14 protein-coding genes are annotated in these 14,382 nt (G+C 72.9%); 7 read left to right on the forward strand and 7 right to left on the reverse strand.

Going from position 1 to position 14,382, the window contains the following annotated elements:
- The first annotated feature begins 38 nt into the window (after nucleotides 1-38).
- The gene (locus QE401_RS22360) at nucleotides 39-1,007 is read left to right on the forward strand and encodes a tripartite tricarboxylate transporter substrate binding protein (protein ID WP_307140415.1); all 969 of its coding nucleotides are present in this window, start codon (nucleotides 39-41) and stop codon (nucleotides 1,005-1,007) included.
- A 12-nt stretch (nucleotides 1,008-1,019) separates the two neighbouring features.
- On the opposite strand, the gene QE401_RS22365 is transcribed toward QE401_RS22360, so the two are convergent.
- Nucleotides 1,020-1,514 carry an Lrp/AsnC family transcriptional regulator gene (locus QE401_RS22365; protein WP_307140416.1) on the reverse strand — a complete coding sequence of 165 codons (495 nt, stop codon included), beginning with the start codon at nucleotides 1,512-1,514 and terminating at the stop codon, nucleotides 1,020-1,022.
- Nucleotides 1,515-1,633: 119 nt separating this feature from the next.
- Here QE401_RS22365 and hppD point away from each other — a divergent pair, with 119 nt between their 5' ends.
- From hppD to QE401_RS22380, 3 genes are all read left to right on the forward strand, one after another.
- A complete protein-coding gene (gene hppD, locus QE401_RS22370) occupies nucleotides 1,634-2,764 on the forward strand; it encodes a 4-hydroxyphenylpyruvate dioxygenase (RefSeq protein ID WP_307140417.1) in 1,131 nt (376 codons plus the stop codon).
- Between the two features lie 118 nt (nucleotides 2,765-2,882).
- Entirely contained in the window at nucleotides 2,883-4,013 is a 1,131-nt protein-coding gene (locus tag QE401_RS22375; protein ID WP_307140418.1) for a Kelch repeat-containing protein, read from the forward strand.
- Between the two features lie 119 nt (nucleotides 4,014-4,132).
- The gene (locus QE401_RS22380; RefSeq protein WP_307140419.1) at nucleotides 4,133-5,146 is read left to right on the forward strand and encodes a Bug family tripartite tricarboxylate transporter substrate binding protein; all 1,014 of its coding nucleotides are present in this window, start codon (nucleotides 4,133-4,135) and stop codon (nucleotides 5,144-5,146) included.
- Here QE401_RS22380 and QE401_RS22385 read toward each other — a convergent pair.
- Genes QE401_RS22385 through coxB form a run of 5 tightly spaced genes read right to left on the reverse strand, consistent with a single transcriptional unit; the run spans nucleotide 5,143 to nucleotide 10,901 of the window.
- On the reverse strand, nucleotides 5,143-6,273 hold the full coding sequence (locus QE401_RS22385) for a c-type cytochrome (protein WP_307140420.1): 1,131 nt from the start codon (nucleotides 6,271-6,273) through the stop codon (nucleotides 5,143-5,145). The genes QE401_RS22380 and QE401_RS22385 overlap by 4 nt on opposite strands.
- 18 nt (nucleotides 6,274-6,291) lie before the next feature.
- Nucleotides 6,292-6,912: a cytochrome c oxidase assembly protein gene (locus tag QE401_RS22390; RefSeq protein WP_307140421.1), complete on the reverse strand. Its 621-nt coding sequence runs from the start codon at nucleotides 6,910-6,912 to the stop codon at nucleotides 6,292-6,294.
- The gene (locus QE401_RS22395) at nucleotides 6,909-7,292 is read right to left on the reverse strand and encodes a hypothetical protein (protein WP_307140422.1); all 384 of its coding nucleotides are present in this window, start codon (nucleotides 7,290-7,292) and stop codon (nucleotides 6,909-6,911) included. The genes QE401_RS22390 and QE401_RS22395 overlap by 4 nt, the downstream gene beginning before the upstream one ends.
- 7 nt (nucleotides 7,293-7,299) lie before the next feature.
- Entirely contained in the window at nucleotides 7,300-9,852 is a 2,553-nt protein-coding gene (ctaD, locus tag QE401_RS22400; protein ID WP_307140423.1) for a cytochrome c oxidase subunit I, read from the reverse strand.
- On the reverse strand, nucleotides 9,849-10,901 hold the full coding sequence (coxB, locus tag QE401_RS22405; RefSeq protein ID WP_307140424.1) for a cytochrome c oxidase subunit II: 1,053 nt from the start codon (nucleotides 10,899-10,901) through the stop codon (nucleotides 9,849-9,851). Before coxB ends, ctaD begins: the two co-directional genes overlap by 4 nt.
- A 139-nt stretch (nucleotides 10,902-11,040) precedes the next feature.
- Between coxB and QE401_RS22410 the strand changes: the two genes are divergently transcribed.
- From QE401_RS22410 to QE401_RS22420, 3 genes are read left to right on the forward strand one after another with little or no spacing between them, the layout of a single operon-like run.
- On the forward strand, nucleotides 11,041-11,997 hold the full coding sequence (locus QE401_RS22410) for a CatB-related O-acetyltransferase (protein ID WP_307140425.1): 957 nt from the start codon (nucleotides 11,041-11,043) through the stop codon (nucleotides 11,995-11,997).
- A 58-nt stretch (nucleotides 11,998-12,055) separates the two neighbouring features.
- Nucleotides 12,056-12,640 carry a DUF4893 domain-containing protein gene (locus QE401_RS22415; protein WP_307140426.1) on the forward strand — a complete coding sequence of 195 codons (585 nt, stop codon included), beginning with the start codon at nucleotides 12,056-12,058 and terminating at the stop codon, nucleotides 12,638-12,640.
- A 24-nt stretch (nucleotides 12,641-12,664) separates the two neighbouring features.
- On the forward strand, nucleotides 12,665-13,099 hold the full coding sequence (locus QE401_RS22420) for a hypothetical protein (RefSeq protein ID WP_307140427.1): 435 nt from the start codon (nucleotides 12,665-12,667) through the stop codon (nucleotides 13,097-13,099).
- A 29-nt stretch (nucleotides 13,100-13,128) separates the two neighbouring features.
- On the opposite strand, the gene QE401_RS22425 is transcribed toward QE401_RS22420, so the two are convergent.
- Nucleotides 13,129-14,136, reverse strand: coding sequence for a Bug family tripartite tricarboxylate transporter substrate binding protein (locus tag QE401_RS22425; protein WP_307140428.1), 1,008 nt, complete (start codon nucleotides 14,134-14,136; stop codon nucleotides 13,129-13,131).
- Nucleotides 14,137-14,382: the final 246 nt, after the last annotated feature.

Here is a 14,382-nt window from a genome sequence, read left to right on the forward strand (position 1 = left end):
CCAGGCACAGGGTCCACAACCGGACCGGGATACCGCCCATGCAACGCCGCCAGCTTCTGGCCGCCGCCGCCGCGCCGCTTTTCCTGCCCCGCCTGGCCCGCGCCCAGGCCTGGCCCAGCCAGCCGATCCGGCTGCTGGTGCCCTTCTCCGCCGGCGGGCCGACCGACCTGCCCGCCCGCCTGGTCGCCGATGAGCTGTCGCGCAGCCTCGGCCAGCGGGTGGTGGTGGAGAACCGCACCGGCTCGGGTGTCATCGTCGCCAGCGACGCCGTCGCCAAGGCGCCGAAGGATGGCTACACCCTGCTCTACACCACGGTGGGGCATGCGGTGGCGCGGGCGCTGTTCCCGCATCTGCCCTTCGACCCGATCGCGGATTTCCAGCCGGTCGCGCATATCGGGCGCATCCACAACGTCGTCATGGTCAACCGCGACGTGCCGGCGCAGACCCTGCCGGAGCTGCTGGCGCTGTTCCGCAACAACCCCGGCAAGTACAACTACGCCAGCAACGGCAATGGCGGCTCGATCCATCTGGCGACCGAGCTGCTGCTCTCCATGGCCGGCGGGCTGGAGGTGACGCATGTCGCCTATCGCGGCTCCACCGCCGCCATGCCCGACCTGCTGAGCGGCCAGGTGGCGATGATGCTCGACGTCATCTCCAGCGGCATGCCGTTCATCCAGAAAGGGGAGACGCGCGGCCTGGCAATCACCGCTGCGCAGCGTTCGCCGCTCTACCCCGATCTGCCGACGGTGGCGGAGACGGTGCCGGGCTATGAATCCTTCACCTGGCACATGGTGCTGGCCCCGGCCGGCACGCCGCCCGAGATCGTCCGCCGGCTGAATACCGCCATCAACGCCGTGGTGGCCGATCCGCGCCACAACCGCACCCTGCAATCCCAGGGCATGGATGTCGTCACCGACAGCACGCCGGAGAGCAGCGGCGCCTTCCTGCGCGCCGAGATCGCCAAATGGGAGGCGGTGATCCAGCGCGCCGGCATCAAGGCGAGCTGAGCCGGGCGCGGCTCAGCCGTCCGGCCGCCGCAGCGCGCCGAGCGGCAGCCGCGCCGATTGCTTCAGCCGCTCCAGCACGATGGAGGAGCGCAGCCGCGCCACGCTGTCATGCGCCAGCAGCACCTCGTTCACCAGGCGCGACAGGGCGTTGAGATCGGCGACACAGGCCTTCAGCAGGTAGTCGGTGTCGCCGGTCAGCGCATAGGCCTCCTGCACCTCCTCGACACTGTCGAGGAAGGCGCGGAAGCGGCGCGAATTCTCCCCGCTATGGGCCGAGAGCGTGACCTGGATGAAGGCCAGCACCTGCAGGCCGAGCGGCTCCGCCGCCAGCTCGGCGCGGTAGCCGCGGATCAGCCCGGCCGCCTCCAGCGCGCCGCGCCGGCGCGAGCATTGCGAGGCGGAGAGGCCGATGCGCTCGCCCAGCTGCTGGTTGGTCAGCCGCGCCTCCTCCTGCAGTGCCGCCAGCAGGCGCAGGTCGAAACCGTCCAGCTCGACGCTTCCGTGCATGATCCGGGCCCCTTATGCATGATCCGTGCGCTATCCTGCTCCACAAGGCGCGGTTTGCACACTCCGTGCACGAGGCCGCGCCTATCCTGGCCGGAACAACGAACCGGCAGGAGACTTCCATGGGCCCCTTCCCGCATGACGCGCCGCGCCCCAGCCTCTCCGAGCACAATCCGATGGGCACGGATGGCTTCGCCTTCGTCGAATACGCCCATCCCGAGCCCGCGCAGCTGCACGCCCTGTTCCACCGCATGGGCTTCACCGCGGTGGCGCGGCATCCGCGCCGGAAGGTGACGCTCTACCGCCAGGGCGACATCAACTACCTGCTGAACGAGGACCCCGGCAGCCACGCCACGCGCTTCGCCGCGCTGCACGGGCCGAGCGTGCCCTCCATGGGCTTCCGCGTGGTCGATGCGCAGCACGCCTATCGCCGCGCGCTGGAACTCGGCGCCGAGCCCGCCAATGCCATGGAAGGCGGCCTCACCCTCGACATCCCGGCGATCAAGGGCATTGGCGGCAGCCTGCTCTATTTCGTCGACCGCTATGGCGAGACGGGCTCGGTCTATGACGAGAACGGCTTCGAATGGCTGGGCGAGCGCGAGCCCGCGCCCCAGGGCGCCGGGCTGTTCTACATCGACCACCTGACGCACAATGTGCATCGCGGCCGCATGGATGTCTGGTACGAATTCTACGCCAAGCTCTTCAACTTCCGGCAGATCCGCTATTTCGACATCAAGGGCGAGTATACGGGCCTGTTCTCCCGCGCGCTCACCAGCCCGGATGGCCGCATCCGCATCCCGCTGAACGAGAGCGCGGATGAGGAAAGCCAGATCGAGGAATATCTGCGCGAATACAAGGGCGAGGGCATCCAGCACATCGCCTGCGGCTGCGACGACATCTACGCCACCATCGAAGGGCTGCGCGAGGCGGGCCTGGCCTTCATGCCGGCGCCGCCCGACACCTATTACGAGCGCGTCGATGCCCGCCTGCCCGGCCATGGCGAGGATCTGGCCCGGCTGAAGAGGAACGGCATCCTGGTGGATGGCGAGGGCGTGGTGGAGCACAAGCAGGCCCGCCTGCTGCTGCAGATCTTCTCCGGCAATGTCATCGGACCCGTCTTTTTCGAGTTCATCCAGCGCAAGGGCGATGACGGCTTCGGCGAGGGCAATTTCCGCGCCCTGTTCGAAAGCATCGAGGAGGACCAGATCCGCCGCGGCGTGCTCTCCGCCCCGAACCGCGCCGCCGCCGAATAGGGGCCTCCGGCCGCGAAGCGGCGCCCACCATTGCGGCCCCGCATTGACATTGCGGGGCCGGCCCCAATACTCGGCCGGCGGCGCGATGCGGGCCGCCGGATCCTGGGGGGAAGCAGCGATGAAGCGTCGTCACCTGATCGGCAGCGCGGCCGGACTGCTGGCCGCGCCCGCCCTGGCGCGGGCGCAGGGCCATGCCGGGCACGGCCCTTCGCTGCGCGAGGCGCTGCCCTCCCCCGACCCCTACCACAATGTCTTCCAGGGCGGCGCGCCGCACCACCTGACCCCGGCGCAGGAGGCGCAGCGCGTCTTCGACAGCCCCGCCCCGGCCGGGCCGGAAGGCCGCTGGGCGGCGCGCGCCGCCATGCCGATCCCGCGCAGCGAAATGGCCTGGGCCACCGCCTGGCAGGGCCGCATGCATGTCGTCGGCGGCTATGGCGAGGGGCGGTTCGACCGCGCCTACCACTCGATCTACGACCCGGCCAATGACCGCTGGTTCGATGCGGCGCCGCTGCCGCGCGGCGCCAACCATGTGGCGGTCGCCGCCGATGCGGGCCGCGTCTATGCGCTGGGCGGCTTCATCCAGCAGAACCGGCTCTGCGACGACAAGGCCTTTTTCTACGATATCGCCAGCGATCGCTGGCAGCCCATCGCGCCGCTGCCGCGCCCGCGCGGCGCCGCCGCGGCGGTGTTGCTGGAGGGCCGGCTGCACCTGATCGGCGGCGCGACGGATCCGGCGCCGGAGCGCGCCAGCATCGCCTGGCACGAGGTCTATGACCCGGCGGCGGACAAATGGGAGCTGCGGCGCCCGCTGCCGGCGGCGCGCGACCATGTCGGCTGCGTGGCGCATGCCGGGCGCATCCATGTGGTGGGCGGCCGCTTCAACACCTTCCAGTACAACACGGCGATGCATCATGTGTATCTGCCCGGCCAGGACACATGGGAGGAGCGCGCGCCGATGCCGACCGAGCGCTCCGGCCATGGCATGGTGGTCTATCGCGGCCGGCTCTGGTGCATGGGCGGCGAGGGCGGCATCCTGCAGAACGGCCAGCCGGTGGTGGCGAAGGTGTTCGGCCAGATGGAAAGCTACGACCCCGAGGCCGATTCCTGGCAGCGCCACGCGCCGATGATCACGCCGCGCCATGCGGTGGCCGCCGTCGCCATCGGCGACTGGATCCATGTGGCGGGCGGCGGCGCGGTGCTGGGCGGGGCGGTGCAATCCTCGATCCACGAGGCCTTCACCCTGGGCTGAGGCCGGGCTCGCCCGGGGGGCCGCCGCGCCGGCCCTGGTGCGGCGCGGCGGCGCATGCTCCGATGGCCGGGTCTTGCCCTGGCCCCTGGCCGTGGCCCAACAACGATACGGAAACGCCCATGCCGTCCCTTGCCCGCCGCCGGCTGCTGCATGCCCTGGCAGCCTCTCCCCTGGCCGCCTCTCCCCTGGCTCTGGCGCCGCTCGGCGCGGCCCGCGCCCAGGGCACGCCCTGGCCGAACGCGCCGCTGAAATGGATCGTCGCCTATCCCGCCGGCGGCGGCACCGACGCGCTGGCGCGCATCCTGGGCGCCGCCCTGTCGCGCGAGCTGGGCCAGCCGGTGGTGATCGACAACCGCCCGGGCGCGGCCACCAATATCGGCGCCGACGCCGCCGCGAAATCGCCGCCCGACGGGCTGACCCTGTTCAGCGCCGACAATGGCACGCTGGTGTTCAACCCCGCCCTCTTCGCCCGCCTGCCCTATGACCCGGCGAAGGATTTCCGCCCGGTGGGCCTGATGGCGCGCTTCCCGCTGGTGCTGGCGGTGAAGCAGGACTCCCGCCTGCGCAGCGCGGCCGAGCTGGTGGAGGCGGCGAAGCGCGAGCCGGGGCGGATCGATTACGGCTCGCCCGGCATCGGCTCCCCGCACCATCTGACCATGGCGCGGCTGGCGCGGGAGACGGGCATCCAGCTCAACCACATCCCCTATCGCGGCGTCGCGCCGGCGATGAACGACCTGGTGGCCGGGCGGTTCGAGGCGGCGATCCTCGATATCCCCTCGGGCGGCGCCTATCTGCGCGACGGGCGCGGCGCGCGGCCGCTGGCGGTCTGCGGCGCCGCCCGCCATCCCAGCCTGCCCGATATCCCGACGGTGGCCGAGGCGCTGGGCCTGGCCAATTTCCAGGCCGCCGCCTGGCAGGGCATGGTGGTGCCGACCCGCACGCCGGATGCGGTGGTGGCGCGGCTGGGGGCTGCGCTCGGCACGGCGCTCGCCGATGCGGCGGTGCGCGAGCGGCTGGGCAGCACCGGCATCGAGCCCCTGCCCGGCGGCCCGGCGGAGTTCGACGCGCTGCTGAAGGCCGAGCGCGATGTCTGGGTGCCGCTGATCCGCGATCTCGGCATCACGCTGGACTAGTCCACGGCGCCGGCGGCGGCGAACCAGGCGGCCACCGCCCGCGCCTGCCCGGGCGAGAGGCGGCCGGCGATCGCCGCCATCACCTGCGGGCTTTCGCCGCCGCCGCGCGCCCCCTCCCGCCACAGGGCCAGCTGGTTCTCCAGATAGCCCGCATGCTGGCCGTGCAGCCGCGGCAGCGCCGGGTTGCGCGCCAGCGCCGCGCCGCCATGGCAGGACAGGCAGGCGGGCACGCCGCGCAGGGCAAACCCTTCCCGAGCCAGGCGGCCGCCTTCCTCCAGCATAGCGGGATCGGCGGCGGGGGCGGGGGGGCCGGGATGCGGCTGGGCGGCGTAGTGCTCGGCCAGGGCGCGCAGCTGGCCGGGCTCCGGCCTTGCCGCGGCGGGCTGCATGATGCCGCTCTGCCGCCGCGCTTCGGCATAGTCGCGCAGCGTGGCCTCCAGATAGGCGGCGCTCTGCCCCGCCAGGATGGGGAAGGCGGTGCCGGCACCCAGCCCGTCCAGGCCATGGCAGCGGGCGCAATCGCGCAGCGATGCCGCCAGGGCGCCGCCGCCGGGCCGCGTCGCCAGCCCCTCCAGCCCCGGCGGCGTGGCGGGCGGGGCGGCCGGGTCGCGGCGCAGCCCGGCCTCGGCCAGCGCCAGGTAGCGGGCGGCGTCCAGCCCCGGCATCTGCCGCAGGAAGGCGACCATGGCCCAGACCTCGTCCTGCCGCGCCGGCGCCACCCAGCCCGGCATGCCGCTGTAGCGCACGCCATGGCGGATGATGACGAACAGCTCCTCCGCCGACCAATCCGCCAGCCCCTGGGCCAGGGCGGGCGGCGGCGGGGTGCTCTGCGCCAGGACCGGGCTCTGGGGCTGGCCGGGCGCGCCATGGCAGGGGGCGCAGGAGGTGGCGTAATGCCCGGCGCCGCGCGGCAGCAGGGCGGGATCGGACAGGTCGGGCGCCTGGTGGGGCAGCGCATGGGTGCGGATGGAGTTCTGCATCACCCAGTGCAGGAACCAGCCGACCGGCGCGCTGTGCCCGCCGGTGGCGCCGATATACAGCACCCCGGACCAGGCGAAGAGCAGCCCGGCCAGCGCCAGGCCGCCCAGGCCCAGCAGCGCCCGCCGCCAGGTGATGCGCAGGGTCATGGGGCTTCCTCCGCCAGATCATCCGCGGGCGCCTCCAGCAGCCGCGCGCCCAGCCACAGGCCCGCCGGCCAGATAGGCGGCGCCGCCCACCAGCAGCATCACCACCCCGCCCAGGCTCTGGTCCTGCAGCGCGTCCAGCCAGAGGCAGCCGGCATGGTCGTAAAGCGGGCGCGGCGCCAGGGCGAGCAGCCCGCCCAGCAGCGTCATATGCATCGAGGTCAGCAGCAGCCCGACCATGCCCGCCGCCCGCGCCCCCTGCCCCGCGGCGGCGCCCAGGCAGCCGGACCAGACCAGCAGCCCGGCCAGCAGGAAGCTGCCCTGTTCCAGCGCCTTCCAGCCGGGATGCGCCTGCGCCGCCGCATGCGCCGCCGGGGCGTGCCAGCCCCAGACCAGGGCGAATTCCAGCAGCGCCGCCAGCAGCGGGGCGGCGCGCGCGCGGAGGCGCCGCGCCGGGTCGAGGGCGGTGCCGGACAGCCCGATGGCCAGCAGCGGCGCCGCCACGGCCACCACCGCCATATGCATCACCATATGCCCGGTGAAGGAGGCGCCGAGCGCCAGCCGCAGCGGCCCGCCCCAGGCCAGGGCCAGCACGCCCAGGCCGAGCCACAGCGCCATGGAGGGGCGGCGGGCGGCGCTCACCGGCAATCCGCCACGGTCAGCGCCGGCAGGGCGGTGAACAGCACGGCCACGGCGCTGAGCGAGGCCAGCAGCAGCGTGGCGAAGCCCAGGAAACGCTGCCGGTCGGCCTCGGTCGGCGCATCATGCGGCGGGTCGGCGGCGTCGAAGCCGCCCCAATGCCGGTGCGCCTGCCGCCCGGCCAGCAGGATCAGCAGCAGCGCCAGCAGCGTGGCGACGCCGATGACCAGGCGGGTGGTGGGCTGATTGACAAAAATGTCCGGCGCCTTGGCGCAGGCGATGGCGGCATAGCCGTAGCAGAGCAGGAAATGCAGCGCCCAGATGGTGGGCGGCGCCAGCAGCGTCCAGAGATTGGCCTTGTCGCGGTTCAGCCAGAAGGGCATCGGCGCCTCACGCGACCAGGGGGAAGAGCGCGGTGACGGCCAGCGTCACCAGCCCGGTGAGGGCGGCGAAATGCGTGTAGAGCACGATGTTGTGGAGATCGATGTCGCGCTCCGCCGTCAGCCGTCCGGCCAGGCTGCGCGCCAGCCCATAGGCCTGCATCAGCGCGCCGAGCGCCAGATGCAGCGCCGCCCAGCCCAGCAGCACCCAGACGGTCGCCGGATAGGCATGGGTGGTGGGCTGCAGCCCGGCCTGCCAGGGGGCGTAGAGCATGGCCGCGCCGCTGGCGAGCCCGAGCAGCAGCGCCAGGACGAGGCCGAGCCGCAGCCCCGCCGCGCTGCCCGCCGCGTTGCGCCGGCGCGCCCAGAGCATGCACAGCCAGCTGCCGGCCAGCGCCAGGAAGGCCAGCCCCGGCCAGAGCAGCCCCGGGCCGAGCGGCTGGCCGGCGGCATCCGTCGGCGGGAAGACCGGATGCACCGTCCAGAAGAAGAAATAGCCGAAGACCAGGCTGGCGAAGGCCGTCATGTCGCCGGTCATGGTGATGAACATCGCCCACCAGCCGACCGATTGCGGGCCGGAGGCGTAGAGCGGCAGGCGCAGCCCCTGGCCGACATCCTTCTCCGGCTTCTCCGGCACCATGGCGGTGCCGCGCCACAGCCAGACCAGGATCACCGCGATGGCGCCGAGGCCGATGAGCAGCCCGGTCCAGTAGAGGTGGAAGGTGGTCAGGATGAACACCGCACCGGTCAGCAGCGCCGCCAGCATCGGCAGCACGCTGTCCCCCGGCACGCGCAGGCACTGGATCGGGCGGGCGTCGAGCACCGAGGTCACCAGCGTCTCGCGCTGGCCTTCCTCGGCGTCGGGCAGATAGCCCTGGCCGGCATCGATGCGGCGCGGCAGGTCCGGATCGTCCCAGAGCGGATAGCGCGAGGCGATGCGCGGCACCGAGCGCACGCCCCAATCCGGCGCCGGCAGCGGGTTCAGCCATTCCAGCGTGCCGGCCTGCCAGGGGTTGCGCGGCGTGTCGCTGCGGCGGCGATGGCCCCAGAGCGCATCCCAGGCGAACAGCAGCACGCCGGCGGCGAAGATGAAGGCGCCCAGGGTGGAGACCAGGTTCAGCCAGTCCCAGCCGAGGCCGGTCGGGTAGCGGAAGACGCGCCGCGGCATGCCGCGCAGCCCAGTGACATGCATGGGCAGGAAGGCGATGTTGAAGCCGGCGAACATCAGCCAGAACACCCAGCGCCCCAGCCGGTCGGACAGCTTCTTGCCCGTCGCCAGCGGGAAGAAATAATAGGCGCCGGCGAAGAGCGGCAGCAGCATGCCGCCGATCAGCACGTAGTGCAGATGCGCCACGACGAAGTAGCTGTCATGCGCCTGCCAGTCGAAGGGCGCGATGGCGACCATCACGCCGGTCAGCCCGCCCACCACGAAGATGGCGAGCGAACCGCCGGCGAAGAGCATCGGCACCGAGGGCACGACGCGCCCGGCCAGCATGGTGGCGATGAAGACGAAGATCTGCACCCCGGTCGGGATCGCCACGGCCTCGGAGGCCGCCGAGAAGAAGCCGAGCGAGATGGCCGGCAGGCCGGTGGTGAACATGTGGTGCACCCACAGCCCGAAGCTGAGGAAGCCGGTGCCCACCGCCGCCAGCACGATCCAGGAATAGCCGATGATCGGCCGCCGCGCGAAGGTCGGCACGATCATCGCCATCAGCGCGATCGAGGGCAGGAAGACGATGTAGACCTCCGGGTGCCCGAAGATCCAGAACAGGTGCTGCCACAGCAGCGGGTCGCCGCCGCGCGCCGGGTCGAAGAAGGGCCAGCCGGCCAGCCGCTCCAGCTCGAACAGGATGTCGCCCGCGATCAGCGGCGGGAAGGCGAACAGGATCATGCCGCCGACGATCAGCACATACCAGCAATAGAGCGGCATCATGTTGATGCGCATGCCGGGGGGGCGGCATTTCAGCACGCCGACGATCAGCTCCACCGCCGCGGCGATCGAGGCGACCTCGATGAAGGAGAGGCCGAGCAGCCAGATATCGGCGCCGATGCCGGTCAGGTCGGTGCGGGTGGTCAGCGGCGGATACATGAACCAGCCGGCATCCGGCGCCGCGCCGAACAGGATCGAGCCGCAGACGAAGACGCCGCCGATCAGGAAGCACCAATAGCCATAGGCGGAGAGGCGCGGGAAAGGCAGGTCGCGCGCCGCCAGGAAGGCCGGCAGCAGCAGGATCGCCACCGCCTCGAAGATTGGCACGGCGAAGAGGAACATCATCGCCGTGCCGTGCAGCGTGAAGGCCTGGTTGTAGAGGCCGGCCGACAGGAAATCATTGTCCGGCACCGCCAGCTGCACCCGCACCAGCAGCGCCAGCAGCCCGGCGAACAGGAAGAAGGCGAAGGCGGTGGTGGTGTACCACATCCCCACCTCGGTGTTGTTCACCGCCAGCCAGTAGCGCCAGCCTTTCTGCGAGCCCCAGACGGCGACCAGCCGCCGCTCCTGCGCCTTCGCCAGCTCGGGGTCGGGCGGCGTGCCCTCGGCCTGGGGCAGTTCTGGCGCGGTCACCGCAGGCTCCCCAGCCAATCGGCGATGGCGGCCAGCTCCGGCTCCGCCAGCCCGGCATAGGCGGGCATGCGGGCGGCGGGCTTGAGGCGATCGGTCTCGCGGATGAAGCGCATGCGGTGCTCGCGCGTGTTGTCGAGGAGGCCGGCGCCGAGGCTGGGCCGGCTGCCGAGATGCGTCAGGTCGGGCCCCAGCTGGCCGCGCGCCGCGGTGCCGCGCACCGCATGGCAGGCGCCGCAGCCCTCGGCCAGGAACAGGCGCTGCCCCTCGGCCAAGGGGGGCTCGGCCGGCGCCGGGGCGGGGGCGGCCTGGGCGCGCAGCCAGGCGGCGAAGGCCTCCGGCTCCATCACCTCGACGGTGAAGGCCATCAGCGCGTGGGAGGCGCCGCAGAATTCGGCGCAGGCGCCGCGGAAGCGGCCCAGTTCGGTCGGTTCCAGCACCAGCCGCGTGGCGCGGCCGGGGATCATGTCCATCTTGCCGGCCAGCGCCGGGATCCAGAAGGAGTGGATGACGTCGCGCGCCGAGAGGCTCAGCTCCACCCGCTGGCCGCGCGGCAGGCGGATCTCGTTGGCGGCCTCCACCGGGGCCTGGCCGGGCGCCTGGTAGCGCACCCGCCACCAGAACTGCTCGCCCTCCACCGCGATGCGCAAGGGGCCGCCGGGCTCGCGCAGCGCCGGCATCAGCACCAGGCCATAGGCCAGCAGCGCGGCCAGGATCAGCGTCGGCACCACGGCGCCGCCCCACAGCACCAGGCGGCCCGCGCGGCGCTCGGGCCAGGGCTCGCCGCGGCGGCGCTGGGCGAACAGCGCCAGCGCCATGACGCCGAGCCAGATCGCCACGGCGCCACCCAGCATCACCCAGAACAGCCGGGCCACCGCGGCGGCCTCGAAGCCGCCCGGGTCGAGGGCGGATTGCACGCCATCGCAGCCGGCCAGCGGCAGCACGGCCAGCAGCATCGCCCGCCGCGCCGCATCCCGACCGCCCCTGCCCCGCCCCGCCGCCATCTGGCCCCGCTCATGCTTCGATTGCGGCTGCAACGCGGCCTGGGCCATCGGGTTCAGGACATGGATAAAATTACAGATAAAACCTGGCCATCCCGCCGCGCGCCGGTCACGCCACGGTCATGCGGGGCCATCTTGCCCCCGCGCTTGTGCGGCGCAAACTGCGGAGGGTGACAGCGGGAGCCCGGGCATGCATGACACGCCGATGACGACCTCCACCCCGGCGGGCGGCGGCCCGCTGCGGCAGGGCCCGGTGACCGAGGGGCTGTGGCGCATGGTCATGCCGAATGGCGAGACCGGCGCCGAGGCGCTGCGCTTCCTGGAGGATGGCCGGCTCTCCGGCCACCCGATGGCCGAGGCGCTGGGCTGGCGGCTGGAGGAGGGCATGCCCTGCCTCACCGGGCCGGACGGTGCCCCCGCCATCCGCTTCGTGGCCGTGCCCGACACCGATTTCCTCGAGGCGCGCTCGGCCCGCAGCGGCGGCGCCATCTTCCGCATCGCCCGGCGCGACTGGGACGGACGGGAACGCTGGTCCGCCCTGATGCGCCACCATTTCGGCGCCGAGATGGCGACCTATGGCTGGGAGATCGGCGACCATTCCTATGGCCGGCCGATCGTGCATGAGCGCCTGGCGCGGCTCCGCATCGGCAAATACGTCTCGATCGCCGAGGGGGTGCGCATCGCGCTCGGCAACCACCGCACCGATTGCGCCACCACCTATCCCTTCGCGGCGCTGGCGCGCTGGTGGCCCTCCGCCCCCACCGGCACCGAGGACCACACGACGCGCGGCGATGTGGTGATCGGCCATGATGTCTGGATCGCCGCCGGCGCCTTCATCGGCTCCGGCGTCACCATCGGCGATGGCGCGGTGATCGGTGCCATGGCGGTGGTGACGCGCGACGTGCCGCCCTATGCGGTGATGGGCGGCAATCCGGCGCGCTGCCTGCGCTACCGCTTCGATGCGGAGACGGTGGCGGCGCTGCAGGCGCTGCAATGGTGGCACTGGCCGGATGCGGTGGTGGACCGCTTCCTGCCGCTGATGCTGGATGGCGATGTCGCCGCCTTCATCGCCGCCGCCCGGCGGGAGGGGCTGGGCGCGAGCCCGCGGGCGGCGCCCGACCCCTCCCCCGGCCTCGCGCCGGATTGAAGCCGGGCCCAGGCCGGCGCGGCTGGGCAGCCGGGCGGCCAGCGCCTAGAGCCGGGGCATGGCACATTCCATCCCCCCCCGCGCCGCCGCGGCGGCGCTGCTGGGCCTGACCCTCGCCCTGCCGCTTCCGGCCCTGGCGAGCGGCCCCTTCCCCGACAGCCTGTCGACCGAGGACCGGCAGCGGCTGGACGGTTTCGAGACGGCGCGCGGCGCGGCGCTGGCGCAGGCCAACACGACGCAGAACGCCGACGGGCTGCTGGCGCAGCAGGCCTTCGCCGGCACGCCGCAGCGCCTGGCCCCGGCCAGCCTGGCCGGCGAGTGGCGCTGCCGCTCGATCCAGTTCGGCCCCTATGGCGTCACCGCCTATGGCGAGTTCCGCTGCCGCATCACCGATGACGCCGCCGGTCTGCGGCTGCAGAAGCTGAACGGCTCGCAGCGGCAATCCGGCACCTTCTACGACATCGGCGAGGCGCGGCTCGGCTATATGGGCGCCATCTCGCTCGGCGATGGCGACGGGCCGCGCCGCTATGGCGAGGATCCGGAGCGCAACCAGGTCGGCTATCTGGTGCCGGTCTCGGCGCGGCATCTGCGGCTGGAATATGTCTCCCGCATGGGCTTCGATGTGCTCGATCTGCGCCGCTGAGGCGCCCGCACGCAAGGAGGGCCGATGCTGACCCTGGAGAGCCTGCTCGCCGAGCGGGATGCGCGCCGCAAGGCGCAGCTGGCCGAGCGCGAGGAGCAGGAGCGCCTGGAGCGCCAGAAAGCGGCGGAGGAGCGCCGCCATTTCGACAGCTACGAGCTGACCGAGGAGGATGAGCGCAAGATCGAGCGCCGCATCCGCAAGGCCTTTGACGATGGGGAGAAGGAGGTGATGCTCGGCTCCTTCCCCAGCGAGTACTGCACCGATGCCGGGCGCCGCATCAACCACGCCCTGCCGGATTGGGAGACGACGCTGACCGGCGCCGCGCAGCGTGTCCATGCGCTGTGGGAGCGCAAGCTGAAGCCGGGCGGCTTCGGCTTCGCCGCCCGCATCATCTCCTATCCGGACGGCATGCCGGGCGATGTCGGGCTGTTCATTACCTGGCACGAGAAGCTGGACTGAGCGCGGCGCGCCGGCGGCGCTGAGGCGGCTCAGCCGGCCGGGATGCCGAGCCCGGCCTCGGCCACCAGCCGGCGCAGCAGCGCCTCCTCCTGCACCAGGCGGCGGCGGAAGCCGGAGAGCGGGCCGGTGACCGGCCGGGCGCCGAAGCCGGCCAGGATGCGCGCCAGATCCTGGTCCTGCGTCGCATAATCCAGCGCCGCCTCCAGCATCAGCCGCGCATCGCGCGGCGTGCCATCGGGGATGAAGGCGGCGACCCAGTTGGCCAGCCCCGCCCCCGCCTCCTCCGTGCCCTCCAGCCCGAAGCGGTCGAGCCGCGGCAGGCCGGGCGGCAGCCCCTCCCAGCCGCCGCTGGAGATCGCCAGCGGCACGGCGCGCCCGGCCTCGGCCAAGGTGAGGAAGGTGGAGGGCGTCAGATAGGCGGAATCCAGCCGGCCGCCGGCCAGGTCGCGCGCCATGTCGGCGCTGCCGCGATAGGGCACGTGCTGGAAGCGCAGCCCGGTGCGGTGGCCGAGCAGCGCGCCGGCGACATGGCCGATGCTGCCGATGCCCGGCGTGCCATAGACCAGCGGCAGCTCGGCCAGCCGCGCCGTCTGCAGATAGGCCTCGAAGCTGCCGATGCCGCTCTGGCGGGAGGCGGCCAGCATCACCGGCATCTCGGCCAGGGCGCCGACCGCGCGGAAGGTCACCGGATAGGCGCCGGCGCCGGTCGCCGAGAGCAGCGGCGAGACCAGGAAGGACAGGTCGTCCACCAGGATGCTGTGGCCATCGGCGGGGGCGGCGGCGACGCTGTTCAGCGCGATCACCCCGGCGCCGCCGCCGCGATTCTCCACCACCACGCTCTGGCCCAGGAACTCGGCGATGCGCGGCTGCACCAGCCGGGCGATGCGGTCCACCGCGCCACCGGGCGGGAAGGCCACCACCAGGCGCAGCGGGCGCTCCGGCCAGGCGGCCCGCGCCGGGCGCGGCAGGGCCATCGCGGCCCCGGCGGCCAGGGCCAGGGGCGCGTCGCGCAGCAGGCGGCGGCGGGTCCGGGTCATGGCTCTCTCCCTCGTCCAGGGCGGCCGGGCCGCGCGGCCCGCCTCCGCTGCACTGCATCGCCGGCCCGGCGGGCGAAGTCCAGCCCCCCATGACAGGGCATCGCCGGGCCGGCGGCGCCGCGCGCACCCCGGCCTGGCGGTGGCCCGGCGCGCGCCGCGCATGTCCGGATTTCCGAACATGCCGGCGGGAAGCGGTTCGGGAATCCGGACGAATCCCCGGTCCAGCCGCCTCTCTGGCCTGCATTT

It is taken from the genome of Pseudoroseomonas cervicalis (genome assembly GCF_030818485.1).
GTDB lineage: Bacteria > Pseudomonadota > Alphaproteobacteria > Acetobacterales > Acetobacteraceae > Pseudoroseomonas > Pseudoroseomonas cervicalis_A.